The organism is Petrimonas mucosa, assembly GCF_900095795.1.
GTDB classification, from domain to species: Bacteria; Bacteroidota; Bacteroidia; order Bacteroidales; family Dysgonomonadaceae; genus Petrimonas; species Petrimonas mucosa.
In genome coordinates this window covers 2,047,871-2,074,424 of sequence record NZ_LT608328.1, presented here as the reverse complement: position 1 = coordinate 2,074,424, position 26,554 = coordinate 2,047,871, and the positions used below count along the sequence as shown (strand labels likewise).

Genomic DNA, 26,554 nt, shown 5'->3' with positions numbered 1-26,554 from the left:
CCAACTGCTTTTTTATGCAAATAAAAGCGGTAAACCATTAAAATTTCATATATTTGCAAGCAAAACTTTTTCGTTTTTTTCTATACACAATTTTAAAACAACAATTAAACTTTCAATTAACTAATTAATAGATAGATGGCTAAATCTAAAAACATCTATGGTGATCGACACAGAAACAGCCGAAAAAAAATTCATCAACGCAAAGGTTTTATTCTGTTATTGGGCATAGTTATCGGTATAACCTTTATCGGTACACTGTACCAGACTTCGGTCTATTTCTCTACCAATGAATCGTGCATGATGTGCCATGTTCATCCTCATGCCGAGGAGAGCTGGAAGCTCTCCGTTCACGTGAACAACGGGAGTGGGGTGATGGTCAACTGTGTGGACTGCCACCTGCCTCCAAAGGATGATACGTGGGCTCACTATACAGCCAAGGCCTCTTTGGGCATCCGCGACCTTTGGGGATATCTGACCAAGGACAGTGCCGATTTCGACTGGGACAAAAAATCTGAACTGGAGCATGCAGTAAAATATATTCCGAACGCCTCTTGCGTCAAGTGTCATCAGAACCTCTTTCCGCAGGGAATAACCGACGATGGCATTACCGCGCACATGTATTATGATGAGAATCATGAGAAATTGGACCTTCAATGCATCAGTTGCCATCTCGATGTAGGACACTACAATCCGAACTATGTTCATGGACAGATGGTGGGAATACCCGGGATGAATGTGAGTGCTGTGGTAGATTCCAGCCTCTTCTATAAGGAACCGGCTACCGTTACCGCATTTGAAGACTATACGGAGCAGATTCCAGGTACGGCCATTTCTTTCAATATGAAGGCGATACCCGGAGGAACATTCATGATGGGCAGCACACCCAAGGAGCCCTTCCACAAGCCGGACGAAGCCCCCCAGCATGAGGTGGCGGTGAGTCCCTTCTTCATGGCGGAGGTTGAAACCACTTGGGACCAGTATTGGGCATTCTATGCCAGCACAATGAGCGAAGGGAGGACACCGCCCGAAGTGGTTTATGAAAACAACCTGAAGGCGATGGGAGTGGATGCTATCTCCGGTCCAACGCCTCCGTTCGGATACCCCGATCAGGGTTGGGGTTCGGGTGACAGGCCCGCTATCACGATGACCCACTACGCTGCCGAAACATTCTGCCAGTGGCTGTCACACAAGACAGGCAAGAAATATCGCCTGCCCACTGAGGCTGAATGGGAGTATGCGGCACGGGGAGGTACACAGACACCCTATTTCTTTGCAGGAAATCCCAAGGATTTTTCCGATACGGGCTTTATGCGGAAATTCTTCCCGGCAAAAACAGACAGCATAAGCGCCTTTGTCATCTACAGCAAGAACAGTGATAACCGTACGCAGGAACCCTCCATGGTGAAACCCAACCCCTTCGGATTGAAGAACATGCTTGGGAATGTTATGGAGTACTGTGCCGACAAGTATGATGAGGCTGCTTATGGAAAAAGAAGCGGAACAACCAGGGATCCGCTGGTTACTGAAGGTGAGGAGTGGGTAGTAAGAGGCGGAAATTACCTGTCGGATGCTGCCGACCTCCGGGTTGCTGCCCGTAGCCATACCAGGCATGATGACTGGTTGAAGACCGACCCGCAACAACCCAAAAGCATCTGGTGGTACTCCGACATCAAGGGTATCGGCTTCAGGGTGGTGTGTGAGCCCGACAGTTCATTGATTGCAAAATAAACATTTCTAAAACAGATTAAACGATATGAAAAGAGAAAACAATTTGACAAGAAGGGGATTTCTTAAGACTTCGGCGGTGGCCGGAGCAGCAGGCATGATCGGTACCGGCACGACCGGTTTTCTAAGCTCATGCAGTAGTGGCAAGAAGGATGCGACAACCCCCCTGAAGGAACCGGGAAGCTACTATGTACCGGAACTGGTGGATCTGGCCTCCGACGGCAAGGAACTGAAAGCCGGCGTCGTGGGATGCGGAGGCAGGGGATCGGGTGCCGCCATCAACTTCCTGAATGCGGCCAACGGCGTTACGATCGTAGCCCTGGGCGATGTTTTTGAGGACAAGGTGAACGGCCTGGCCGACAAGCTTAAGGCTGAAAAGAACATCGACATTCCGGCCGACAGGCGGTTTGTGGGGCTGGATGCCTACAAGCAGGTGATCGACAGCGGGATCGACATCCTGATCGACTGTACGCCCCCCTTCTTCCGTGCAGAGCACTTCAAGTATGCTGTTGAGCAGGGCAAGCACTGCTTCCTGGAAAAACCGATCTGCGTCGACTCGGTCGGCTACCGCACGGTGGTGGCTGCCGCCAAGCAGGCCCAGGCCAAGAACCTCTGCGTGGTTACGGGGACACAGCGTCACCACCAGCGTGCCTATGTGGAGTCCTACAAGCAGATCATGAACGGCCTTATCGGCGAGATCACCGGCGGTGTCGTCTACTGGAACCAGAGCATGCTCTGGTACCGTGAACGCCAACCGGGATGGAGCGATTTCGAATTCATGGTCCGCGACTGGGTGAACTGGAAATGGCTTTCGGGCGACCATATCGTGGAACAGCACGTGCACAACATCGACGTGTTCACCTGGTTCAGCGGTCTGAAGCCGGTGAAGGCGGTGGCCTTCGGTTCGCGCCAGCGCCGCGTGACGGGCGACCAGTACGACAACTTCAGCGTCGACTTCACCATGGAGAACGGCATACACCTGCACAGCATGTGCCGCCAGATCGACGGATGCGCCAACAACGTGAGCGAGTTCATCCAGGGGACGAAAGGATCATGGACCAGCCAGGGCGGACACGTGATCAGGGACCTGGCAGGCAACGTGATCTGGCAGTATGACGGCGAGGCGGAGAAGGCCAACTTCAAGCAGACCGACCCCTACACGCTGGAGCATGTGAACCTGATCAACTGTATCCGGAAGAATACCCCCATCGAGCAGGCCTCCGAAACGGCGATCTCCAACCTGGGCGCCATCATGGGACGCGAAGCAGCCTACACCGGCCAGGAGACAACCTGGGATGCCATCGCCGCCGCTCAGCTGGATTATACCCCGGCCGACCTGAACATCGGCAAGATGGACATGAGCCGATTTACTGTGCCTGTACCGGGAAGCGATAACAAAAAGTAAAAGTATAAATCATCATGACGATCGACAGAAGAAAATTCATCAAATCATCACTTGCCGGCGCTGCCGCGGTAGGTTTGGGTAACACCCTGGCCGCCTCTGCAGGGGAGCTTCCGGCAGGAGCTCCGCCAACTTATCCAATCAAGGCTGAGCTCAAGATCTCGTTTCAGGAAGGTACCGCCCCCGGGGCAACCTTAAACGAGAAGTTCGACTTTATGGAAGAACATGGCGTAGTGGGTTTCGAACCCCATGGTAAGGGTTTGAAGGGTCGGATGAAGGAGTTCAAGGAGGCGTTGAAGGGTCGGAATATCGGTGTGAGTGCCATCTGCGCCGGTTTTGAGGGATTTATTCTCTCCACCGATCCGGCAATTCGCAAGAAGTGTCGCGATACGATGGAAGAGTTGATTATCCTGGCGGGTGAACTTGGTTCAACGGGCGTTATCATTGTACCGGCATTCAACTCGCAGGTACCGGTCATGCCGCATACCCAGGAGACCCGTGACTTCCTCTGCGAACAGTTCAACGAGATGGGCAACATTGCCCAAAAGCACGGAACAACCGTAATTCTGGAGCCGCTGAACCGCAAAGAGGCTTTCTATCTCCGTCAAGTTGCCGATGCAGCTTCGATCTGCCGTGACATCAACAATCCCGGAGTAACCTGCCTGGGCGACTTCTGGCACATGACTTGGGAGGAGACCTGCGATATGGCCGCTTTCCTCTCTGCCGGCAAGTACCTGCAGCATGTACATATGGCCAGCCGTAAACGGCGCAGCATGCCTGGTGAAGATGGTGAGGCCGATAATTATGTAAGCGGATTCAAAGGTTTGAAGATGATCGGTTACAATAAATATGTCAGCTTTGAATGTGGTTGCCAGGGCGACCGGAAGGTGGTTGTCCCGGCAGCACTCGAGTTGTTGAGAAAACAATGGAAAGAGGCATGATATGGAAATGTGATCAATCAGAAACATTTAGCTGATATTGAAAATCCCCGGAGCATCCGTTTCGGGGATTTTTATCGTTTTATATAGTGGTTCAACCGCTTATTTTTATATTTTTGTGCGGGCTAGGGGAGTGACAACGTCACTCCGGCTCTCCGGCCGTTAAGGGCACCATCCAGGTGAAGTGCCGCGGTACCGGTTTTTCAATATCAAATAAATATGGAAAATTTAAGACAACTTCTCGCATCCTATAAAACCACACTGGTCCTGCTGCTGATTTACGCCTTCCTGATGGCGCTGGCTACCTTTGTTGAAGAGGTGATGACCACCGAAGCGGCCAAGATGATTATCTATTACTCTCCCGTTTTCTTCTTTATACAGTTCCTGCTGGTGGTAAATTTCGTTTTGATATTTATCGATCACCGGTATGCCAAAAGGGGACGGTGGGCGCTTACCGTCATCCATGCCGCACTTGTTGTTATCCTTGCAGGGGCTTTGACAACACATCTCTTTGGAAAAGAGGGAACAATCCACCTGCGCGAGGGAGAGACGAGCAATCTAATGGTCATGCATACGTCGAAAGGGGTCTTCAAGGAGGAGCTACCCTTTAAACTGGAGCTTGTCCGGTTCAGTCTGATCAGGTATCCCGGCTCCTCGAGTCCCTCTTCTTACGAAAGCGATTTGAGGATTCATATCGACGGGGAGGTGCGTGAAGCCCGAGTCTTCATGAACAATGTACTCGATCTCGACGGATACCGATTTTTCCAGGCTTCGTACGACGAGGATGAACAGGGCACGGTTTTATCTGTCAACAAGGATGTGGCTGGGCGCAACATTACCTACGCAGGCTACTTTCTGTTGATTACAGGGTTTCTCCTGATGTTTGTCACTCCAAATTCACGCTTGAGAAAACTGAACCGCCAGTTGAACGAGTTGAGACGTACGGCGATGTTGACAGCCATCTTCACGATGCTGACCATCGGCACGAGTGCACAGGACAAGGGTACATCTGCAGTCATGCAGGCCTTACAGCGAAATGCAGTCCCGACGGAACATGCGGCACAATTCGGCAAGTTGCCGGTCCAGTTCGGTGGACGGATCATGCCGATGAACACCTTCTCGTCCGATCTGCTGAGAAAGGTACACAAGCAGAACCGTATCGGCGATCTTGATTCCGACCAGTTCCTGTTGGGATTGCTCACCATGCCGCAAATCTGGATGCAGGTGCCCCTTATTGCCAATTCTAACGAAGAGCTGGCCAGGATGCTAGGGTTGCCGGAAGGGGATCTTGCCTATGCACAGCTCTTTGATCCGGAGGGCAACTACAAGCTGCTTGCCCATGTAAACGAGGCCTACCACAAACCGGAGTCGCAGCGCAACGAATTGGACAAGGATATCATCAAGCTCGACGAAAAGGTGAACATCCTTTTCCTCCTGCTGAACCATAAACTGATGGCAATCTTTCCGAATGAGAATGAGACCGGACATGACTGGTATGCTCCGGGCGATGATTTGTTGCCTTTTACCGACAACGACTCCCTCTTCGTCTCCACCATCTTTTCCAGTTACCTGTCGGAAGTGCGCCGCTCACTCGAAAATGGAGATTGGCAACAGCCACAGGCATTGCTCGATTCAATTGCCGGCTTTCAACGAAAGGGAGACCGGAGCGAACTGATCAATCCGAAGAAGATTGAGGCGGAGATCCGATACAACAGTCAGCATTTTTTTGACAAAGCCCGCAACGGATACCTCCTGTTGGGATTTCTGCTGCTTGTTGTGGCCTTTTTACGGCTCTTCAGAGAGGTAACGTGGACAAGAGTGCTCTTCAAGTTACTCGGTTTGGGAGTAGTACTGCTATTCCTTTATCACGGCTACGGGATGGCCATGCGTGGGTATATATCGGGTTACGCACCCTGGAGCAATTCGTACGAAACGATGGTCTATGTTGCCTGGGCGACATTGCTGGCAGGCCTTGTCTTTGGCCGGCGCAACGACCTCACCCTGGCTACGGCAACCCTCTTCGGTGGCATTATCCTCTTTGTTTCCAGCCTGAGCTGGATGGAACCGCAGATCACCACACTGGTGCCCGTACTGAAATCTCCCTGGCTCATGTTTCATGTGGCGGTGACCGTAGCAGCCTATGGCTTCTTCGGGATCAGCCTGTTGCTGGGGCTGACCAACATGCTGATGATGTGCATGGTGAGAAAACGTAAACAGCAACTCCTTATCAGGGAACTGACCATTATCAATAACATGTCGTTGCTGGTGGGGCTGGCACTGATGACCGTCGGCACCTTCCTGGGAGCCATCTGGGCCAACGAATCGTGGGGGCGTTACTGGAGCTGGGATCCCAAGGAGACCTGGGCACTCATTACGGTTGTCTGTTATACCGTGGTTACCCATACCCACCTGGTGAAGAGGCTGAAGAACGACTGGTTTTTCAATCTTGCATCGGTATTGGCGTTTGCCTCGGTGCTGATGACATTCTGGGGGGTAAACTACCTCCTGAGCGGATTGCACTCCTACGGGGAGAATGAGGGGGTAGCGGAGACCTTCGGTTACCTCTATGCGGCCCTGGCCGGAATAATCGCTTTGGCCACGATCTCCTTCAGAGGATATCGAAAAATGAACAGTAAAGTTGAAGAAAACAAGACAATTTAAGGTATGATTCATTGGGGATTCATCGGTTGCGGCAACGTGACGGAAAAGAAAAGCGGCCCGGCTTTCCGTAAGGTCGAGGAGTCGGATATCGTAGCAGTGATGCGTCGGGATGCCGCTCTGGCCCAGGATTATGCAACACGGCACAAGATAGCCAGATGGTATTCCGATGCCTACGCATTGATCAATGATCCCTCGGTGGATGCGGTCTATATCGCCACGCCGCCCGGATCGCATGACGAATATGCCGTGGCATCGATGAAGGCGGGAAAACCGGTCTATGTCGAAAAACCGATGGCCGCTTCATCTGAAGCTTGCATGGCCATGGCAAGAGTGGCGGAAGAGACCGGCGTCCCCTGTTTTGTGGCCTACTACCGCCGGACATTGCCCTATTTTCTGCGGGTAAGGCAGTTGCTGGAGAGTGGCGAGATAGGGGTGGCGAGTGAAGTGAGAATCGAGTTTGTCATTCCTCCCTATCCATCCGATCTGAACAGGGAGACCCTGTCATGGCGGGTAAAGAGGGAGCTGTCGGGTGCAGGCTATTTCTACGACCTGGCTTCGCATCAGCTGGATTATCTCGACTTTATTTTCGGCGAGATCACTGAAGCGCACGGAACAACCGCAAACAGGGCCGGACTGTACGATGTGGAAGATACGGTAGATGGCAGGTGGTTGCACAGCTCGGGGGTAAAGGGCCGTGGCCATTGGGAGTTTGCAGCTCCCGTGAAAGAACGTACCGATACGATCGAGATTTTGGGTTCGAAAGGTTCAATCCGCTTTTCTACCTTTCATTTTACACCCATCGTCTTGAATGGTGTCTCTGGAGAGAAGATCTTTGTGGAGGAGAATCCCGACAATATCCAGTTTTATCTGATTCAAAGCATTGTGAACTACCTGAACGGCAAGGGGCCTTACCCCGTGAGCGATTTTCGTTCCGCATTGCGTGCCAACCGGGCGATGGACATGATACTGGGTAGGATGGAGTGAAAAAACCTCCCATGCGTCACGTCTGCATATTACATATTACAGTGGCGAAACGCATGGGAGGAACTGGGCAGGAAGATATTATCAGGCCTCGGCCGATTTCTCCCTTTTCTGCTCGGGCAAGATCAGGTTCAGCACTACGCCCACCATAGCTGCCAACCCGATACCGGCAAAAGTGAAATTGCCAATCTTCAAGATTGCACCGCCAATTCCCGTGGTCAGCACAAGCGATACAATGATCAGGTTGCGTGTAACACTCATGTCGGTCTTGTTGCTAATCATGTTGTTGACACCTGTAGCTGCAATCATGCCGAACAGCAACAGCATGATCCCCCCCAGTACGGCATTGGGTATGGTTTTAAGTAAAAAGCTGACCTTTCCGATCAGGGAGAAGAGAATACCGGTAACTGCCGAAATACGGATCACGGCAGGGTCGGTAACTTTGGTCAGCACCATTGCACCGGTGACTTCAGAATAGGTGGTAACCGGAGGACCTCCAATTAATCCGGCAACGCTACAGGCGATACCGTCACCCAGCATTGTACGGTGAAGTCCCGGCTTTTTCACGAAATCCTTTTCCGCCACCTGGCTCACCGCATATACATCCCCGACGTGCTCGATTACCGGAGCAATGGCTACCGGAGCCATAAAGAGAATGGCCTGCCATGAAAATTGAGGTGTGACAAACTGCGGCAAACTGAACCAGGGTGCCTCAAGAACCGGTGTAAAATCGATCTTCCCCATAAGAAGTGCGGCTACATATCCCACAATGATTCCGCTGAAGATCGGGATCAGTTTCAATAACCCTTTGGCAAACATGCTGACGATAATGGCCGTAACAAGAGCAATAATGGCCAGCAACCAATCCTCGGACGCCATGTTTACGCCTGTCCCTGAAAGCGACAACCCGATCAGCATGATGACGGGGCCGATAACTACAGGGGGAAAGAGCCGTTGTATGATCTTTATTCCCTGCCACCTGACAAGTGCACTCATCAGGAAATAGACGGCACCGACAGCTACCAGTCCGGAGAGGGTCCCAGCCAGTCCATAAAGCTCGGTGGCTTTGATTATCGGGGCAATGAAAGCAAAACTACTGCCCAGAAAGATTGGAACCATCCCTTTTGTTACCAGATGAAAGAGCAGTGTCCCGATACCTGCAGTGAACAGTGCCGTGGAGGGATCCAAGCCAACCAAAAGGGGAACTAATACCGTGGCGCCGAATGCCACAAAGAGAAACTGAACCCCAACCACACTTTTGGATAGGGGAGTGAGCGGTTTTACATTTTCCATGTTAAAAAATCCATTTTTTTAAAATTCAAGCAAAGGTAACTCAATTGTCGGTATTTTTTGTTAAATAGGTGCAATTTGTAAAAAAAAAGATCAATAAAAGGGCGAGATGGCAAGCACTCTGAAAGTTCAGGTCTCCACTTCTGACTTTTTTTAGTTACTTTTGTAGGTTAAAAAGTCATTTATGCAGGAAGATAAAAGTCAGTTGATGAACTACGCCATGTATGGTGGTGTTTTTTTGGGTCTGTTCTGGATATTGAAGTATCTTTTTGTGATGGGTGCGACGCGCATTCCGGCATTGAATCTGTTCGGGTCATTGCTGACCCTGGGTACGCCGCTTCTCCTTTTTTACTTTCTGTTCAAGTACAAAACCTTTGTAACGGGTAATAATCTGGGATACTGGCACGGTGTTCGGTTTGGCATCCTGCTCTTCTTTTTTGCCTCGCTTCTGGAAGCAGTCATTGTCTTCATTCATATCACATGGATCGACCAGGCATATGTCGGCAAGCTCTACGAGACAATGATCGAGACCGTAAAGATGATGAATTTGAACGAACGGGTGGCTGAATCGCTGGAGGCACAGCCGTTGCCGAGTACCGTAAATTATATCTTCAGCAATGTGATCATGACCGATGTTCTGATCGGCATGATTCTCTCGCTGCTGCTTGTGCCGCTTGTCCGCAGGTACCAACCCATTAAACGTAGACCGTATTGATATGGATATTTCTGTCGTAATTCCCCTCTACAACGAGGAAGAATCGCTGCCTGAACTTTATGCGTGGATCAGGCGGGTAATGGAAGAGAACCGGTTTTCGTACGAAATCATCTTTGTTGACGATGGAAGTACCGATCGCTCCTGGGAGGTGATTACCCGATTCAGGGAGCAGTCTGATCGGGTGAAGGCGATAAAGTTTCAGCGAAACTACGGCAAATCGCCGGCCCTGCACTGTGCTTTCCGGAAAGTGAAAGGTGATGTGGTGATCACAATGGATGCCGACCTGCAGGATAGCCCCAACGAGATTCCCGAACTCTACCGGATGATCAAGGAGGAGAATTACGACCTGGTTTCGGGCTGGAAGCGGAAGCGTTACGATGCCAAGCTGACCAAGAACCTGCCGTCGAAACTTTTTAACGCCACGGCAAGGAGGGTGTCGGGCATCAAGCTACACGACTTCAATTGCGGGCTCAAGGCCTATAAACGTTCATTGGCCCAAAGCATCGAGGTCTATAACGATATGCACCGCTACATTCCCATCCTGGCAAAGGATGCCGGCTTTAAGCGCATTGGCGAGAAAGAGGTACACCATCAGGCCCGCAAATATGGAAAAAGCAAGTTCGGTGCCAACCGCTTCGTGAACGGCTATCTCGATCTGCTCACCATCTGGTTCCTGAATAAGTTCGGCAAAAAGCCGATGCACTTCTTCGGACTCCTGGGCAGCATTGTCTTCATTCTAGGTTTTGTGGCCGCCATCGTGGTGGGAGCCACCAAACTCTACGATATGCATGTAGGCAATCCTTACCGGCTGGTGACCGAGTCGCCCTACTTCTTCATCTCCCTCACGATGATGATTCTGGGCACATTGCTTTTCCTTACCGGTTTTTTGGGGGAGCTGATCTCCCGCAATTCACCGGACCGGAACAACTACAGGATTGAAGAGGAGTTTTAAAAGAGATATGAGATGAAACTCGACGAGATTATCCATTCGCGCAGATCGGTTCGAAAATTCAAGAGTCAACCTATTGAACCTGATATTATTGAGTCGATAATTGAAAGTGCACGTTTAGCTCCGTCGGCGGTAAACTTCCAACCCTGGAAGTTTTATGTCTGCGCCTCTGAAGAGGCCAAGCGGGCCATACGGGAAAGCTACCCGAGGGAGTGGTTCAACAGTGCGCCACTCTACATTCTGGCGTGCGGCGACCATCGGCAATCGTGGAAACGTCAGGTTGACGGCAAGGATCACCTCGATATCGACATAGCAATTGCAGTTGAACATATGGTGTTGAAAATCACTGATCTTGGATTGGGGACCTGCTGGGTCTGCAATTTCAATCCAGATGTCATAAAAGAGAAATTGTCTCTCGACGAGGGGGTTGAACCGATTGCGTTGCTGCCCGTCGGTTATCCGCAAACCGAAGAGGTGGCTCCAGCGGGAGAGAAGAAAAGAAAAGCGTTAAACGAGATTACCATATGGGTTTAGGAAAAATATTTTCAGGAGTGATCCTCCTGCTGCTGCTCACTTCATGCCAATCGGCACGGAAGGGCGGTAACTACTCATACCACCATAACAGTGGCGAGATCTTCCATACCTCCTACCACATCAAATATGCCTATGGAGAGTCGCTGGAAAATGAGATCCTGGCAGAACTGGAGCGATTTGAACACTCCCTGAACCCCTTCAGGGAGAATACGGTGATTACCAACATAAACAACAATCTCCCGGTGAAACCCGACCCGCTCTTTATGGAGGTTTTCTCCAAGGCGATGGAGGTGTCGAGGGTAAGTGAAGGCAAATTCGACATTACCGCTTCACCCCTTATCGATGCTTGGGGATTCGGGTTCAAGAACATCGATAAGGTTACGCCGGAAATTATCGACAGCCTGAAGCAGTTTGTAGGCTATGAGAAGATATGGATCGACAATGAAGGCAATGTGGTCAAGTCAGATCCGAGGGTACAATTAAACACCTCTGCCATTGCAAAGGGCTACTCATGCGATCTGGTTGCCCGGTTACTGGATAGCTACGGCGTTGAAAACTATATGGTTGAGATCGGAGGTGAAATAGTGGCCAAAGGGGTGAACGACAAAGGGGTATGTTGGCGCATCGGGGTGGACAGGCCGATTGACGACAATACCGGATTGCAGCATGAACTTCAGACCATCCTGTCGCTTTGCGACAAGGCGTTGGCCACATCGGGAAATTATCGTAACTACTATGTGAAGGAAGGGCGGAAGTATGCCCACACCATCGATCCACAGACCGGTTACCCGTCGGAACAGGATATCCTGGGAGCAACCGTGATTGCCGATGATTGCATGACCGCCGATGCCTACGCCACGGCATTCATGGCTTCGGGACTGGAAAAGTCGAAAGAGATCGCCAGCAAGATCCCCGGATTGCACTACTATTTCATTTATGTGAAAGCAGACAGCACCCTCGACATTGCCTATTCCGAGGGGTTCGAACAGTTTTTTGCCGATTAATCCGAAAATTTGCTTTTTTAGAAAACAAGCACCCAGTGGGTTGCAAATGTAAAACCGCTATATGGTTACAATTATTCCGATGAACAAAAAGGAGCTGAGTGGTGAAGTGATCAGCTATTCCCTTCATACAACCGGCTATGGCCAGGCAGTTATTGCCTCCACCTCGATTGGGGTCTGCTATGTGGGTTTCGGTGAAAGGGAGAAGGTGCTGAACGATCTGAAAAAGCGATATGGTGGCGCGACAGTGCAGGAAAAGTATCTTCCACTGCATCAGCATGTGTTGAACCATCTCGAAAAGGGTGATGCTTCGGACCTTACGCTCCACGTTGCGGGAACCGGTTTTCAGTTGAGTGTCTGGAATGCGCTGCTGCAGATACCTGTCGGCGAGGTCTCATCCTACAAGGCGGTAGCCCAAGCCATTGGTAAACCGAAGGCAGTTCGGGCGGTAGGATCGGCTATCGGGAATAATCCCGTATCTTGCATCATTCCCTGCCACCGTGTAGTCCGTTCCGATGGTCGTTTGGGCGGCTATTTCTGGGGAACGGAGATCAAGCGGAGCATGCTCGAGAGGGAGGCTCAGACGGCGGGAATCAGATATTAAAGTTTAAACGTTAATTTATTCATGTTAAAAAGAGAACTATTCGTTACGATTTTCATGCTCCCTTTTCTGCTTGTAGCAGCACAGGAGACCACATCGGTCCGTTATCCGACTTTCCAGGTATACGGAACAATGAAGAACAAATTTGAGTACGCCTCCGAGACGGGGAACTCCAGGTTTTCAGTCAGAAATTCCAGGTTGGGTGTGCGGGGTTACTTCACTCCCTTCGTTTCATACCGGGGACAGGTAGAACTTAGTGATAACGGCAACTTCAAGGTACTCGATCTCTATGGCTCGTTCGAACCTGTTGAAGGGTTGTCTCTTTCCGTGGGACAGATTGGCATTCCACTCTTCAACTCCTACGCGATCTCGCCCGGTAGCCTGATGTTTGCCAACCGGACATTTCTCGGCAAATATTATATTGGTACCCGTGATATCGGTTTTCTGGCCGATTACAATTTTGCCATGGCTACAGTTCCCGTCTCCATCGAATTCGGGGCCTATAACGGAAATACGATCAACGATCCGGTCTGGCGTAACGAACTGTCGTACGGAGGCCGCCTCGAGCTGGGCAACATGACCGGGTTACGGTCGACATTCAAGTTTTACGACTATCCCAACAGCTCCACAATCCATTACTTCATTTATGGGGCCGACCTGCGCTATCAGGGTGACAACTGGAAGGTTGAAACAGAATTCATGAGGCGCGACAACAGAGCGGTGGACGGGGAACAGTTGTCGGCCTATTACCTGCAGGGCGCTTATGCCTTCCCATTGAATGAGAACTATATTTTCAAGAGTGTCGTGCCGGCGGTCAGGTGGGATGCCATCGACGAACAATCGGACGAGAAGGGATACGACGTGGGACGGTTGACAGTTGGCCTTGGTTTTGGACTTACAAAGAAAATCTTCTCGTCGATACTCCGTTTCGACTACGAACACTATTTCATGAATCGCCCGCTCGATTTTCTGGATCTCAATGATGAGATGGATTCGAACAAGTTTACAGTTGAACTGCTATTGAATTTCTAGAAATCATAATCTTTTAAAAATTAATGCTATGGGTAAAATGATGTTATCCTTGCTCTCTGTTCTCATCCTTCTCATTTCGGGTTGTGGAGAACAGGAGAAGAAGAGGATCCTCTTCGACGGGGGGAATCTGGCTGGTTGGCTGACAGAAGGGACGGTTAACCTTTCCGATTCGGTAATCGGCATGGCTGATGCCGGAAAGATGACCTTGAAGAACGCGACCTTCACCGATTTTGAACTGCTAGTAACGGCAAGAACGGTGGAAAAGGGGAAGGGGGAGGTTCGCTTTCATACAGATGAAAACGGTAATGGCGGTTATGCCGTTGCCCTCGATAACGATACGGACCACCCGGAGTGGTGGACAAAAACGGGAAGTTTGTTGTCGGTCAGAAACCTTGTAAAATCGATTGTTGATGACAATGAGTGGTTCGACCTGCGTATAAGGGTAGAGGGTAAAAAGATCGAGGTGGCAGTCAACGATCAGTTGCTGGTAGAGTATATCGAACCCGCCCAACCGTACCGCACACCGGAGAACCGGTCGCAAATCCTTTCCAAGGGCACGATCTCCATTCAAGGTACCGAAGGTGTCATCGAGATACGATCTGTTGAGATGACGCCGCTGAAGGTCGAAAAGGCGTTGATCAGCAACCAGCTTGCCGAGGCGATCGACGAATCGACCGACGGGATCATCAGGTTGCACCAGGCCAATTTTCCGGTGCTCGATTATCACGTTCATCTGAAGGAGGACCTGACATTGGAGCTGGCCAAGTCTCAATCACGCCGGTACGGTATCAACTATGCGCTGGCTCCCAACTGCGGTATCGGATTTCCCATCCAAAACGATGCCGAGGTGGTGGAATATTTTGAACGGATGAAGGGAGAACCCTTTATTCAGGCTATGCAGGGAGAGGGACGCGAATGGCCGACAACCTTCTCGCCGGAGGTTCGCAACCTGTTCAATTACGTATTTACCGATGCGATGACCTTTACCGACCGCAAAGGCAACAGAACCCGCCTCTGGATCCCGGAAGAGGTATTTATCGACAATGAACAGGAGTATATGGACCTGATTGTGGAGAATATTGTAAAGGTGATGGATGAACCGATGGATGTCTATGTAAACCCCACTTTCCTGCCTGATGTGATGAACGACCGTTATGAGGAGTTCTGGACGGATGAACGTCAGGAGAGGGTGATCGAAGCCATGGTGAGAACCAATAAGGTGCTGGAGATCAACCACAGGTATAAAATCCCCAACAAGTCGTTCATTCAGAAGGCCAAAGCCGCGGGACTCAAGTTCACGTTCGGGACCAACAACTCCAACTCCGATTTTGGCAAGCTGGAATATTGCATCGAGATGATGAAAGAGTGCGGTATTACCGCTCAGGAGATGTATAAGCCCAATCTCTAGCCAATCCTCCCTCTCCGGTCTCCTTGTAGAGCGAGGGGAGGTCATGGCCGGTCTGTTTCATCACCGCCACCACACGGTCGAACGACACCAGGTGGCTGCCGTCGGTAAACGAAGAGTAGAGGTTGGCGTCGAGTGCACGGGCAGCTGCGTATGCATTCCGTTCGATACAGGGAACCTGCACCAGGCCACAAACCGGGTCGCAGGTCATTCCCAGGTGATGTTCCAGTCCCATCTCGGCTGCATACTCGATCTGTGCCGTACTGCCGCCAAAGAGCTGGCTAGCCGCGGCTGCCGCCATGGAACAGGCCACGCCCACCTCTCCCTGACAACCCACCTCGGCACCCGATATCGATGCATTCTGTTTCACTACGTTACCGAACAGACCGGCCGTGGCCAGCGCCCTCAGGATGCGTGTTTCACTGAAATTCCGGGTCTCTTCCAGATGGTAGAGGATGGCCGGCAGTACGCCACATGAACCGCAAGTGGGTGCGGTAACAATCCTGCCGCCGGCAGCGTTCTCTTCGGAGACGGCCAGTGCATAGGCAAATACCAGTCCACGCGATTGAAGCGAAGCCTTGTAGCCTTTAGCCTTGATAAAATAGGAGGCCGCCTTGCGCTGCAGATTCAGCGGGCCGGGCAATACTCCTTCGTTGTCCAGGCCGTTTCTTACTGCCGCTTTCATCACACTCCATACTTCAGACAGATGGTCCCAGATATCGGGATCCTCGTGCATTTCGACATATTCCCAGTAGGTTCTACCGTTCTGTTCGCACCAAGCCTGGATTTCGGAGATGGTGGTCATCGGATAGATATCCTTCTGGGTCTCTTCGCTGAGTCCCACGATGGCGTTGCCGTCACTCAACGCACCACCGCCGATACTGTAGACTGTCCAGCTGTCGATAAGGCTCCCCACCGCACTGAATGCTTCAAGCTTCATCGCATTGGGATGAAACGGCAGAAATGTTCTGGGTAACCATTCCACGGTAGTGGGTGCGTGCGGCTCCAACACCTTCAGGATGGCGGTGTCGGTCAAGTGTCCTTTTCCTGTGGCCGCCAAGCTTCCGTAGAGCGTAACCACGTATCTTGCAGCCTGTGGCACCCTTTCGAGAAACATCTCTGCCGCCTTTTTGGGTCCCATCGTGTGACTGCTCGAGGGACCGTTGCCGATTCTGTATAGCTCTTTTAAAGATTTCATATTGCGTATACTTTTTTTCAGTAGGTCTCTCTGATATGCTTTACAGTGACGGGGCTCTTTTCAGATGCTTTCAGCAGCGGGGAGGTAATCTCGATCACCCTCTTCTCTCCCGGAATCAGGTCGACGAAGTTATCGGAAAACCTGGCTCCCATGACGGGGATCTCTACGTAAACATCCTTTGCCAGCTTTTTGCTTCTGAGCGTGACGGTATATTTGCCATCGGCATATTTCACCGAAGTCTCCACCTTGGTCTCCGGCAGGTTCAGCTTGTTGGGCCAATGGAAGAAATAGTCCCTTGTGGAGACTCTTTTTCCGCTGCTGTCGCTCAACCAAGCACGGATCATCCTGCTTGCCCTCTCTTCTTCCGGTACCAGTTCACTGGCGTTGAAGCTCTTTACCACCTGACTGGAGTTGGCTTTCGCATCCACCTTCTCCCGGAACTCTTTCACTACGCCGCGGTTGAAATCGACCACCTGCACGGTTAACTGCAGGTTGTTCCTGTCGGTAAGGTAGTCCGACAAGGTGTAGTAGTTCAGCCGGTTATCCTTGAGCTCCACACCCAGCGCCAGCGGGGCCAACACATCACGCATCCGGTAGTGCTGCGCTTTCCAGTTACCATAATAGTCGATGCTCGACCAGGAGACTACCGGCCAGTCGTCGTTGATCTGCCAATAGAGTGCACCCATGCAGTAGGGGCGGCCACGGCGCATCGCCTCAACCGACTCCTCCATGCCGTTGCCCTGCATCACCAGGCCGATATAGACAAAATCTTCGAAATTCCGGGGTTCGTGATAATACATCTCCATATATTTCTTGATGAGCGAGTTGCCCGTTGATGCCTTCTGGTGAACTTTCATCACTTCGCTCTCCAGGCTCCATTGATCTTCGGGAGCAAAAGAGCGGATGGTTTTCATTTCGGGGAAAGACTGGAAGCCGAATTCGCTGGCAAAGCGCGGTAGCCGGTCCGCCATCCGTTCAAACGGGAGGTGTCCGTACCAGAGTCCCCAATCGTGCACGTCACTCGAGGCGAACGTTTCGGGGTTGCCCCAGTTGGAATCGTAGGGAGAGCCGTGGATATAGCTGCGGGTACCGTCGTACTCCCTTACCAGGTCCGGGATGAGTGACCGGAACAATTTGTCGTAACCGCCTAACCAGCTCTTGTGGATCTCAGCTGGGTACTGTTTCTCCCAGCCCCAGTGCTGAAGTCCTTCCTCCACCTCGTTGTTGCCGCACCAGAAGGCCAGGGAAGCCCGGTTGCGCAGCCTTTTAATATTGTAGACGATCTCCTCTTTCACATTGGCCAGGAACCAATCGTCGGACGGGTAGGGGACGCAGCCGAAAATGAAATCCTGCCACACCAGAATCCCTCTCTCGTCGGCCTGGCGGTAAAACTCATCGTTTTCGTAGATGCCACCACCCCAGACACGGACAAAGTTCATGTTAGCCGCTTCAATATTGTCGAAGAGTTTTTCATAATACTCGTTGTCCTGCTGCGAGATGAATATCTCACCGGGAATGTAGTTGGCCCCTTTGGCAAAGAATGGGATGCCATTCACCACGAAGTAGAATGATCTGCCATGTTCATCCGGCTCCTGAACCAGACGGACCGATCGTAAACCGATTCTTTCAGATTTACTGCTAACTACCTTATTGTCAATAGACACAGTGGCGGTAAATTCGTACAGGTGCTGCTCGCCCCACCCGGTCGGCATCCACCTTCTGGGATGTGGAATCTGCAATCCAATCGAAACAGTGTTGCCCCCCGGATGGAGGATCACCTCCTTCGACACCGACTTTACAGTTTCACCCGCCGTACCGTATTCAACCGTAACGGTCGCTGAAACAGCCCCGTCGGCGACAGAAATAAGGTCGACAACATTTTCGATCGTTGCCTTCTCTTCCGTAACTGATTGTTGCTTCACGTAGAGATCGTCGATGCGGACCTTGTCGTAAAATACCAGTGAAACCGGCTTCCAGATACCCATCTGTGCGATACGGATGCCCCAGTCCCAACCGAACTGATAGGGCGCTTTCCGGTTGTAGATGCTCAGTTTCTCCTCGCGATGGTCGTTTCCGGCCGGGTAGTCGTATCCTGCGGTGAGCCGTGCCGGCATAAGCGACTGGACAGGTGAATAGAAACGGATATAGAGGCTGTTTTCTCCCTCCCTGAGTATGCTCTTCACCGAAATTTTATGGCCGACAAACATGTTCTCCGAACGGAGGATACGGGTTCCGTTCAGAAATACGTCGGCTTGTGTATCCAAGCCCTCGAAGAAGATTAGGGCATCGTCATAGCTCAGTTGCTCTGACGAGACGGTAAAACTCTTTTTAAAGTCCCAGTTCTCATCCTCGACCCATTGAACCAGCTTTTCGTTGGTTCCGTAGAACGGGTCGGGCAAAATTTGATGACGGACAAGCTCTTGTTGCACCGAACCGGGTACCTGAGCTTCATACCAGCTATTCTTGCCGGTTTGCGAGAAGAACCAACCATCATTCAATGAGACGGTTTCACTGTTTCGCTGTGCAAATCCAAATATTGGCAACAGGGCCAGCAGGCCGACTGATAATTTTTTCATCTGCTTATTTTTAGAAATACAAATGTACTAAATAAACCGTTAATCGGGAAAGGTCAACAACTTTGGCGACAAATTCATCATTTTTTCTCGGAAAATTGTAATTTTACATTGTGAACCGGAAGATTGGTGACAGAATGAAAGATGACTATATTTTATTGCACCGGAAACTTTATGTCCTGTTCCGTCAGAACTGGAGCATGGAGCATACCAGCCTGCTGAAGAAGATCTGGAAGAACTCCTTGCAACGTTCAGCCGACGAGAATCTGGAGGATTTGCTGCAGGGGCTGCTGTTCGACATGAAGACGGCGACAATATTGGTCGACGAGATCGGGCTGATGCAGGCGGTTGTCTGTGCAGTATTGCTGTTCAGACCAGTGAACAGGGGAGACGCTTCGATCGACGAGATCAGGGGTGTCTTCGGTGAAGAGGTGGCATCGATCCTCCGGGGACTGAAAAAGGTGAATGACCTGACGGGAAAGAAGACCCGCGTTGAATCGGAGAACTACATCAAACTGCTGCTATCCCTGGCGGAGGATATCCGTGTGGTTTTCATACTGTTGGCAGAACAGCTGCAATCGATGCGCGAAGCGAAAGGGGCCTCGCCGGAGAGACGGCTCGACCTCTCAGTGGAATCTACCTACCTCTATGCTCCCCTGGCACACCGGCTCGGCTTGTATACCATAAAATCGGAACTGGAAGACCTTTCACTGAAGTATACCGACAGGGATACCTACGATTTTATTGCCCGTAAACTCAACGAAACCAAACGTTCACGCGACAGGTACATTGCCGAGTTTATCCAGCCTTTAAAGGAGCGGCTCGACAAGACAAACCTGAAGTATGAGATCAAGGGGCGTACCAAGTCGATCCACTCCATCAACAACAAGCTGAAAAAGCAGAAAATCGAATTCGAGAATATCTACGACCTGTTCGCCATACGCATCATTCTCGATTCCCCGCCACAACTGGAAAAGACACATTGCTGGCAGGTCTACTCCATCGTTACCGATATGTATCAGCCCAACCCCAAGCGGTTGAAGGATTGGCTCTCCATTCCCAAGAGCAACGGATACGAGTCGCTTCACATCACGGTGATGGGACCGGCCGCGAAATGGGTGGAGGTGCAGATCCGGACGCGGCGAATGGACGAGATCGCCGAGCGGGGATTCGCCGCCCACTGGAAATATAAGGGGATAAAGGAGGAGTCGACACTCGACGACTGGTTGCTTTCGATCCGGGAGTCACTCGAGAACAAGGATGCCGATATCAAGGAGAAGTTGGGCGATTTTAAACTCGACCTCTATGACGAGGAGATCTTTGTCTTCACCCCAAAAGGCGATCTCTTCAAGTTGCCCAAAGGGGCATCCGTACTCGACTTTGCCTTTGCCATCCACTCGAAACTGGGAGCTACCTGCGTCTCCGGGAAGGTGAACGGCAAGAATGTGCCCATCAAACAGGTGTTGAACAGCGGTGATCAGGTCGAAATCAACACATCATCGCATCAATCACCCAGACAGGACTGGCTCAATTATGTCGTTACCGCCAAGGCAAAGACCCGAATCCGTCAGCTGCTCAAGGAGGAGGCGGGCAAACAGGTGGATATCGCCAAGGAGATGCTGTTGCGGCGGATGAAAAATCGCAAGATCGAGCTGGATGATCCGCTGCTGATGCAGTTGATAAAAAAGTTGAAATACAAGACGGTTACCGATTTCTATATCGATATCGCCGCTGAAAAGCTGGAGGTGAACTGGGTGATCGACCGTTACCTCGAATTGGGGAACAAGGAGTTGGAACAGCGGGAGTTGCCTTCTGCTACGAGTGCAGATAATTTTGTACTCAAGCCCCATTCGCAGATAACCGGAGGTGCCGACGAGCTAATTATCGACCAGAACCTGACTGGAGTCGATTACCGTTTAGCCAAGTGCTGCAACCCCATTTACGGCGATGAGATTTTCGGCTTTGTCTCGTCGCAAGGGATCAAGATTCACCGGACAAGTTGCCCAAATGCACACGATCTATTCTCCAGGTTCGGGTACCGGATATTGAAGGCCCGCTGGTCGGGCAAATCATCCGGAACGGCCAGCTACACCTCGGTTTTGCGCATTATCGGTAACGACCAGATCAATATCGTGGCCAATCTGATGTCGATCATCTCAAAGGAGGATGGCGTACAGATGCGGTCCATCTCCATCGATTCTAACGACGGACTGTTTCAGGGCAATATCACCGTGATGCTGGCCAACACTTCGATGCTGGAGCAGCTGATTAAAAAACTGAAAGCGGTGAAAGGGGTGAAATCTGTTTCGAGATTGAATTGAAAAAATCAACAACCGGCGAGCCGGCAGGTGTGATGGGATCTGGTTTCGGTGTCGATCAACTGATCAGTTGGGTCAGTAATGACTGTACATAAGCTCTTTCGTAGTCGTCCGGGCGAACGATCTCGTCGCCGTACTGGAGCAGATCGATGTCGATGATGACCTTCCCCGCATCTTTATCCCGTGGTTGCCGTCCCATGGCAAACTCAATCATTTTCAACTTCTGTATCACCTCATCCAATGGCAGGTCACTGTGAAAAACAGCCAGCACATTCCGGAACGGGAAGGGGTATTTCCCGTCGCTTGCCGTGGTTATGATCGATTGGGTAAAAACAACGTCGGGGAAATAGTATGCAAGCATTCTTCTAGCCCTGTCAATGTTTTGTTTCGAGTAGATATTTGAACCTAAACTGACCAAGATTTTAACCATAGCAGATTTAAATTTTAAAAAAGCAAATATAATCGTTTTTTTTAAATATGACAATGAGGTTGTGAAAAACAACTATCTTTGTATAAACAAACCCCTTGAATGATGAAAACTATCAAGCAGATTTTCATTCTCTCTTTACTTCTGATTTTCACAAACCTTTATGGGCAGCAATCAAAACCCTTGATCTATAAAATCAATATTCAGGAAAATATTGGAAGCAATACCTGGGTTTACCTGCAGAACGGTCTGCACCAGGCCAAAAACCGAAACGCGACTTGCATTCTCCTTCACATGAATACCTACGGCGGTTCGGTAGTGGAGGCCGACTCTATGCGAACCGCCATTCTGAATTGCCAGCTTCCCGTCTATGTCTTTATCGACAACAATGCCGCCTCTGCCGGGGCACTTATCTCCATTGCATGCGACAGCATATTCATGCGACAGTCGGCCTCGATCGGAGCGGCAACTGTGGTCAGCGGACAGGATGGATCCAAGGCTCCCGACAAGTACCAGTCCTATATGCGAGGCATGATGCGAGCTACTGCGGAAAGCCACGGAAAGGAGAGGCTTGTCCAAGAGGGGGATACCCTGGAGAAGTGGAGACGTGATCCGAAAGTTGCCGAAGCGATGGTGGACGAACGGATTGTGATACCCGGATTTGCCGACTCCACCCAGATCCTCACATTAACGGCAAGTCAAGCCATCGAGTTGGGTTACTGCGACGGGATTGCCGAGAATATCAACCAGATCGCCGTTCAGTATCTGGGATATAGCGATTACAACATTGAAACCTACAATCCGACACTTTACGACAAGATAAAGGGGGTATTGATGAACGGGGTGCTGCAGGCGATATTGATCATGCTGATTATCGGCGGCATCTACTTCGAACTGCAGACGCCGGGAATCGGTTTTCCCACAGCGATTGCCCTGACTGCCGCCATCCTCTACTTCACGCCACTCTACCTTACCGGCTACGCACAAAACTGGGAGGTGCTGCTCTTCGTGCTGGGCTTGATCCTGATCGTCTTCGAGCTCTTTGTGATCCCCGGATTCGGGGTGACCGGCATTGCGGGAATCATTCTCGTTTTTGCCGCATTGATCCTTGCCCTGGTGGGCAACATCCGTTTCGACTTCAGCGCTCTTTCGCTCCGGCAGTTGTTCCGGGCCATGATGATTGTCACCGCAGGGGTAGGCATGGGGCTGGCAATGATCGTCTACCTGTCGAGCCGTATCGGCAAGCCGGGCATTTTCAGGCGGGTGGCGCTGGTTTCCGATCAGGAGGGATTTGTCTCCGTACCGCTGGAACCACTTACGCTGGTGGGTCAGTCGGGAGTTGCCTCTACCGTGCTTCGCCCTTCCGGAAAAGTACAGATCGGGGATCAGTTTTACGATGCGGTATCGCTGAAAGGATTTATCGAAAAGGGGGAGGAGGTTATCGTGAAGCGGTATGAAAATTTCCAACTTTACGTAACGAAGCGGGAGCACTCATAATTGCCCGTACTCCGGGATCTCCTGCAGGTAGTCGAACGACATCGTTTCGTAGTCCATCCTGCAGCAGTAGTGTGTCAATCCGTTCGATACGATCAGGTATCTCACCTTCAATACGATATTGTACCTTGCCACCTGGTCGAAAACCTGCTGGCTGATAGCCACGTCGGGTTGCTTGAACTCACAGATGACCAACGGCTGGAGGGTATTGTCATATACGACGGTATCACAGCGCCGGGTGAGCGAGTTCAACCTGATCATCGTCTCATTTGCCATCAATGAAGCCGGATACCCCTTCTCCGAGATCAGGTAATTGACAAAGTGTTGCCGTACCCACTCTTCCGGTGTAAGGGCTACATACTTCCTGCGTAACGGGTCAAAGATCTCCAGGCCTGCCGGCTTTTTTTGGATTTTCACATCATAAGATGGCAAATTTAATGCATACATATATTATCTTTGTTCATTGGGAAAGCGAACTGACAAAAGTAAATCAATTATGAGAACCAAGCAAGAGATTGTTGAAAATTGGCTTCCGCGTTATACCAAACGTTCGTTGGAAGATTTTACCAAGTTTATTCTGCTGACCAATTTTCAGAAGTATGTCGAAATATTTGCCAGCCATTTCAATGTACCCATCCTGGGACTGGATGCCAATATGCCCAATGCATCGTCCGATGGCGTTACCATCATCAATTTTGGAATGGGGAGTGCAAATGCCGCTACCATCATGGATTTACTGAGTGCAATCTCCCCGACGGCCGTCCTCTTTCTGGGAAAATGCGGCGGCATAAAGGCCCAAAATGAACTTGGCGATTATATCCTGCCCATCGCGGCCATTCGTGGTGAAGGTACCTCCAACGACTATCTTCCGCCGGAAGTGCCGTCGCTGCCGGCCTTCAGCCTGATGCGCGCCGTCTCCTCCAACATCCGCGATTTCGGTCGCGATTACTGGACCGGTACGGTTTACACTACCAACCGCCGTGTCTGGGAGTATGACGACGAGTTCAAGAATTACCTGAGAAAGCTGCGGGTCATGGCGGTTGACATGGAAACGGCAACCCTATTCACCTGCGGTTTTGCCAACCATATCCCCACAGGTGCCCTGCTGCTGGTCTCCGATCAGCCCATGATCTCATCGGGAGTGAAGACCGACAAGAGCGACAGTTTCATTACCGAAAATTTCGTGGAAGAACATGTGAAGATCGGTATCAAGTCGCTCACAACACTTATTAACAGAGGGTCGACCGTGAAGCATCTCCGGTTTGACTGGTAGCTGGGAAGTGGTGGAAGAACCGATTCCTCTGTAGTAAAAAAATCTGGAAATGAGTAACGTGACCTTTGATTCGCTAAGAAAAGATATCTCCAACCGCAAATTTGCTCCCGTTTACCTGTTGATGGGCGAGGAGGCCTATTTTATCGACCAGCTGACGGAGCTGTTGCTGGATAAAGTATTGACCGAGACGGAGAAGGATTTTAACCTGCTCACTTTTTACGGTGTCGATTCCGATGTGAATACGATCGTCTCTGCCGCCCGACGTTTTCCGATGATGTCGGAATATCAGCTTGTCGTTGTAAAGGAGGCGCAGGAACTCAGCAAGTTTGAACTGCTGGAGGCCTATGTCAAGCATCCGTTGAAGAGCACCATACTGGTTATCAACTACAAGCATGGAACAGTGGACCGGCGAAAGGCGGTGATCAAGCAGATCGAGAAGAACGGAGGGGTGGTGTTCGAGTCGAAAAAACTTTATGAAAACCAGATTCCAGCCTTTATCAAAAGCTACTTTTCAGGAAAAAAGATCCAGATCGATGAGAAGTCGGCGCAGATGATCACCGATCATGTGGGTAACGACATCAGCAATCTGGTTCAACAACTTCAAAAATTGGAGGTCTCGCTTCCGCAGGGGTCCGGCAGGATCACCTCGGAGCTGATAGAGACAAATGTTGGGATCAGCAAGGATTACAACAATTTCGAACTACTTAAAGCAATAGCTGAGAAAGATGTTGTAAAAGCCAGTAAAATAACAGATTACTTCGATAAGAATCCCAAGGAGAACCCCACGGTCGTAACCTTGTCGGTTCTCTTCAACTATTTCAGTAACTTGCTGGAGTGCTTCTGGTTGCCGCAGAAAAATGAACAGGAGGTGATGAGGGCGCTCAATTTGAGATCATCCTTTTTCGCCCGCGATTACATGTCTGGTCTACGGAATTACAATGCCGTCAAAGTAATGGAAATCATCACATGCCTGCGTATCTATGACGGAAAATCGAAAGGAATCGACAACGCCTCCGCCACACCGGGCGAGTTGCTCAAGGAGCTGGTCTACAAAATCATGCACTAATCCTTTGCCGTCAACCACTTGATAATAGCCTCGCTTTTGGGGCTCTCCTTGGGCATCACCACATCCACCAGGTTTCCATTCTCATCAATCAGGTATTTCTGGAAGTTCCAGGTGACCTCCTGATCGATCTTCCCGTTTTCAGACTTTTTGGTGAGCCATCTGTAGATCGGGGCCTGATCCTTGCCAGCCACGCTGATCTTCTCCATCATCGGAAATGTGACGCCGTAATTCTGGGTACAAAACTCCTTTATCTCGCTGTTGCTGCCCGGTTCCTGCCCCTTGAAATTGTTTGCCGGAAATCCGATGATGACCAATCCCCGGTCCTTGTACTCGTCGTACAACTCCTGAAGCAATTCGTACTGTGGCGTGAGTCCGCATTTTGAAGCAACGTTTACGATCATCACCTTTTTCCCTTTAAACTGGGAGAGGTTGCACCTCTTTCCGTCAATATCGGTAACGGTAAAATCGTAAAGGTTCTTCTGCTTGCTCTGTGCGGTGGCAAACAGGACAACCGCTGCGAGCATTATTATTGAAACTAATCCTCTCTTCATTTATTTCGTTTTACTGTTTCACATTTTTCGTTTTACTGTTTCACAAATTAAATCATTTTTCTCTGTTAATCTCATTTTTAGCCGGAAATTTTTTTCCGGGCACTTTTTTTAACATTGATTTTTTGGATTAATTCACTATCATTCAATAAATAATTCATTTTTTTAATGCGCAGGAAGCGGATATTTATCCAGTTCCCGTCCCACAGGCAAGTTTTATTCGCTGCTCGCGCTGTTTAACACTCCCGTTTGAGCCACCGATACCCGTCTCTTCGTCTTATCTTCCCGTTTATCGTAGCACCATATCATCTGGCCAGACTCTTCAGAAGCGAGACGCTTCCATCGGGTGTAACATCCCATAGAAATATATAAATGTTGAAAAAATTCTCCCAATTGTGTCTCAAAGTCGATTAACAATTGTAA

General features: G+C 50.4%; 23 protein-coding genes. 16 read left to right on the top strand and 7 right to left on the bottom strand.

Going from position 1 to position 26,554, the window contains the following annotated elements:
* Positions 1 to 135 precede the first annotated feature (135 nt).
* The 5 genes from ING2E5A_RS08330 (at position 136) to ING2E5A_RS08310 (ending at position 7,710) form a co-directional block, all read left to right on the top strand.
* The gene (locus ING2E5A_RS08330; RefSeq protein WP_071137003.1) at positions 136 to 1,728 is read left to right on the top strand and encodes an SUMF1/EgtB/PvdO family nonheme iron enzyme; all 1,593 of its coding nucleotides are present in this window, start codon (positions 136 to 138) and stop codon (positions 1,726 to 1,728) included.
* A gap of 25 nt (positions 1,729 to 1,753) precedes the next feature.
* A complete protein-coding gene (locus ING2E5A_RS08325; protein ID WP_071137002.1) occupies positions 1,754 to 3,130 on the top strand; it encodes a Gfo/Idh/MocA family oxidoreductase in 1,377 nt (458 codons plus the stop codon).
* Between the two features lie 14 nt (positions 3,131 to 3,144).
* Positions 3,145 to 4,068 (top strand): sugar phosphate isomerase/epimerase family protein, encoded by a 924-nt coding sequence (locus ING2E5A_RS08320; protein ID WP_071137001.1) that lies wholly within the window; start codon positions 3,145 to 3,147, stop codon positions 4,066 to 4,068.
* 216 nt (positions 4,069 to 4,284) lie between these two features.
* On the top strand, positions 4,285 to 6,726 hold the full coding sequence (gene ccsA, locus ING2E5A_RS08315; RefSeq protein WP_071137000.1) for a cytochrome c biogenesis protein CcsA: 2,442 nt from the start codon (positions 4,285 to 4,287) through the stop codon (positions 6,724 to 6,726).
* Between the two features lie 3 nt (positions 6,727 to 6,729).
* On the top strand, positions 6,730 to 7,710 hold the full coding sequence (locus ING2E5A_RS08310) for a Gfo/Idh/MocA family protein (RefSeq protein ID WP_071136999.1): 981 nt from the start codon (positions 6,730 to 6,732) through the stop codon (positions 7,708 to 7,710).
* A gap of 81 nt (positions 7,711 to 7,791) precedes the next feature.
* Here ING2E5A_RS08310 and ING2E5A_RS08305 read toward each other — a convergent pair whose 3' ends face one another.
* Positions 7,792 to 9,000 (bottom strand): uracil-xanthine permease family protein, encoded by a 1,209-nt coding sequence (locus ING2E5A_RS08305; RefSeq protein ID WP_071136998.1) that lies wholly within the window; start codon positions 8,998 to 9,000, stop codon positions 7,792 to 7,794.
* 181 nt (positions 9,001 to 9,181) lie between these two features.
* Here ING2E5A_RS08305 and ING2E5A_RS08300 point away from each other — a divergent pair, with 181 nt between their 5' ends.
* The 7 genes from ING2E5A_RS08300 (at position 9,182) to ING2E5A_RS08270 (ending at position 15,237) form a co-directional block, all read left to right on the top strand.
* Positions 9,182 to 9,712: a DUF4199 domain-containing protein gene (locus ING2E5A_RS08300; protein ID WP_071136997.1), complete on the top strand. Its 531-nt coding sequence runs from the start codon at positions 9,182 to 9,184 to the stop codon at positions 9,710 to 9,712.
* A 1-nt stretch (position 9,713) separates the two neighbouring features.
* Complete coding sequence (locus tag ING2E5A_RS08295; RefSeq protein ID WP_071136996.1) at positions 9,714 to 10,664, top strand: glycosyltransferase family 2 protein; 951 nt, start codon at positions 9,714 to 9,716, stop codon at positions 10,662 to 10,664.
* 12 nt (positions 10,665 to 10,676) lie between these two features.
* Positions 10,677 to 11,195 (top strand): nitroreductase family protein, encoded by a 519-nt coding sequence (locus tag ING2E5A_RS08290; protein ID WP_071136995.1) that lies wholly within the window; start codon positions 10,677 to 10,679, stop codon positions 11,193 to 11,195.
* Positions 11,186 to 12,199 (top strand): FAD:protein FMN transferase, encoded by a 1,014-nt coding sequence (locus ING2E5A_RS08285; RefSeq protein WP_071136994.1) that lies wholly within the window; start codon positions 11,186 to 11,188, stop codon positions 12,197 to 12,199. The genes ING2E5A_RS08290 and ING2E5A_RS08285 overlap by 10 nt, the downstream gene beginning before the upstream one ends.
* Positions 12,200 to 12,260: 61 nt before the next feature.
* Positions 12,261 to 12,800: a methylated-DNA--[protein]-cysteine S-methyltransferase gene (locus ING2E5A_RS08280; RefSeq protein ID WP_071136993.1), complete on the top strand. Its 540-nt coding sequence runs from the start codon at positions 12,261 to 12,263 to the stop codon at positions 12,798 to 12,800.
* A 21-nt stretch (positions 12,801 to 12,821) separates the two neighbouring features.
* Positions 12,822 to 13,829 carry a hypothetical protein gene (locus ING2E5A_RS08275; protein WP_154670065.1) on the top strand — a complete coding sequence of 336 codons (1,008 nt, stop codon included), beginning with the start codon at positions 12,822 to 12,824 and terminating at the stop codon, positions 13,827 to 13,829.
* Positions 13,830 to 13,857: 28 nt separating this feature from the next.
* Entirely contained in the window at positions 13,858 to 15,237 is a 1,380-nt protein-coding gene (locus ING2E5A_RS08270) for a family 16 glycoside hydrolase (RefSeq protein WP_071136991.1), read from the top strand.
* Here the strand turns inward: ING2E5A_RS08270 and ING2E5A_RS08265 are convergent.
* Both ING2E5A_RS08265 and ING2E5A_RS08260 read right to left on the bottom strand, forming a co-directional pair.
* On the bottom strand, positions 15,203 to 16,432 hold the full coding sequence (locus ING2E5A_RS08265; protein ID WP_071136990.1) for an L-serine ammonia-lyase: 1,230 nt from the start codon (positions 16,430 to 16,432) through the stop codon (positions 15,203 to 15,205). The two genes, ING2E5A_RS08270 and ING2E5A_RS08265, sit on opposite strands and share 35 nt — an antisense overlap.
* A gap of 17 nt (positions 16,433 to 16,449) precedes the next feature.
* Positions 16,450 to 19,008 carry a beta-mannosidase gene (locus ING2E5A_RS08260; protein ID WP_071136989.1) on the bottom strand — a complete coding sequence of 853 codons (2,559 nt, stop codon included), beginning with the start codon at positions 19,006 to 19,008 and terminating at the stop codon, positions 16,450 to 16,452.
* 134 nt (positions 19,009 to 19,142) lie between these two features.
* On the opposite strand from ING2E5A_RS08260, the gene ING2E5A_RS08255 reads away from it, so the two are divergent.
* Positions 19,143 to 21,326 (top strand): RelA/SpoT family protein, encoded by a 2,184-nt coding sequence (locus ING2E5A_RS08255; protein ID WP_071138280.1) that lies wholly within the window; start codon positions 19,143 to 19,145, stop codon positions 21,324 to 21,326.
* Between the two features lie 55 nt (positions 21,327 to 21,381).
* Here ING2E5A_RS08255 and ING2E5A_RS08250 read toward each other — a convergent pair whose 3' ends face one another.
* Positions 21,382 to 21,753 carry a 2-amino-4-hydroxy-6-hydroxymethyldihydropteridine diphosphokinase gene (locus tag ING2E5A_RS08250; RefSeq protein ID WP_083373265.1) on the bottom strand — a complete coding sequence of 124 codons (372 nt, stop codon included), beginning with the start codon at positions 21,751 to 21,753 and terminating at the stop codon, positions 21,382 to 21,384.
* A 180-nt stretch (positions 21,754 to 21,933) separates the two neighbouring features.
* Here ING2E5A_RS08250 and ING2E5A_RS08245 point away from each other — a divergent pair, with 180 nt between their 5' ends.
* Positions 21,934 to 23,247, top strand: coding sequence for an NfeD family protein (locus ING2E5A_RS08245; RefSeq protein ID WP_231960362.1), 1,314 nt, complete (start codon positions 21,934 to 21,936; stop codon positions 23,245 to 23,247).
* On the opposite strand, the gene ING2E5A_RS08240 is transcribed toward ING2E5A_RS08245, so the two are convergent.
* Positions 23,242 to 23,691 carry a type I restriction enzyme HsdR N-terminal domain-containing protein gene (locus ING2E5A_RS08240; RefSeq protein ID WP_071136988.1) on the bottom strand — a complete coding sequence of 150 codons (450 nt, stop codon included), beginning with the start codon at positions 23,689 to 23,691 and terminating at the stop codon, positions 23,242 to 23,244. The two genes, ING2E5A_RS08245 and ING2E5A_RS08240, sit on opposite strands and share 6 nt — an antisense overlap.
* Positions 23,692 to 23,740: 49 nt before the next feature.
* Here ING2E5A_RS08240 and ING2E5A_RS08235 point away from each other — a divergent pair, with 49 nt between their 5' ends.
* The gene (locus ING2E5A_RS08235) at positions 23,741 to 24,517 is read left to right on the top strand and encodes an AMP nucleosidase (protein WP_071138277.1); all 777 of its coding nucleotides are present in this window, start codon (positions 23,741 to 23,743) and stop codon (positions 24,515 to 24,517) included.
* Between the two features lie 43 nt (positions 24,518 to 24,560).
* Entirely contained in the window at positions 24,561 to 25,583 is a 1,023-nt protein-coding gene (gene holA / locus ING2E5A_RS08230; protein WP_394332603.1) for a DNA polymerase III subunit delta, read from the top strand.
* Here holA and ING2E5A_RS08225 read toward each other — a convergent pair.
* A complete protein-coding gene (locus tag ING2E5A_RS08225; RefSeq protein WP_071136986.1) occupies positions 25,580 to 26,107 on the bottom strand; it encodes a glutathione peroxidase in 528 nt (175 codons plus the stop codon). The genes holA and ING2E5A_RS08225 overlap by 4 nt on opposite strands.
* A gap of 240 nt (positions 26,108 to 26,347) precedes the next feature.
* A complete protein-coding gene (locus ING2E5A_RS08220; RefSeq protein ID WP_154670064.1) occupies positions 26,348 to 26,491 on the bottom strand; it encodes a hypothetical protein in 144 nt (47 codons plus the stop codon).
* Positions 26,492 to 26,554: the final 63 nt, after the last annotated feature.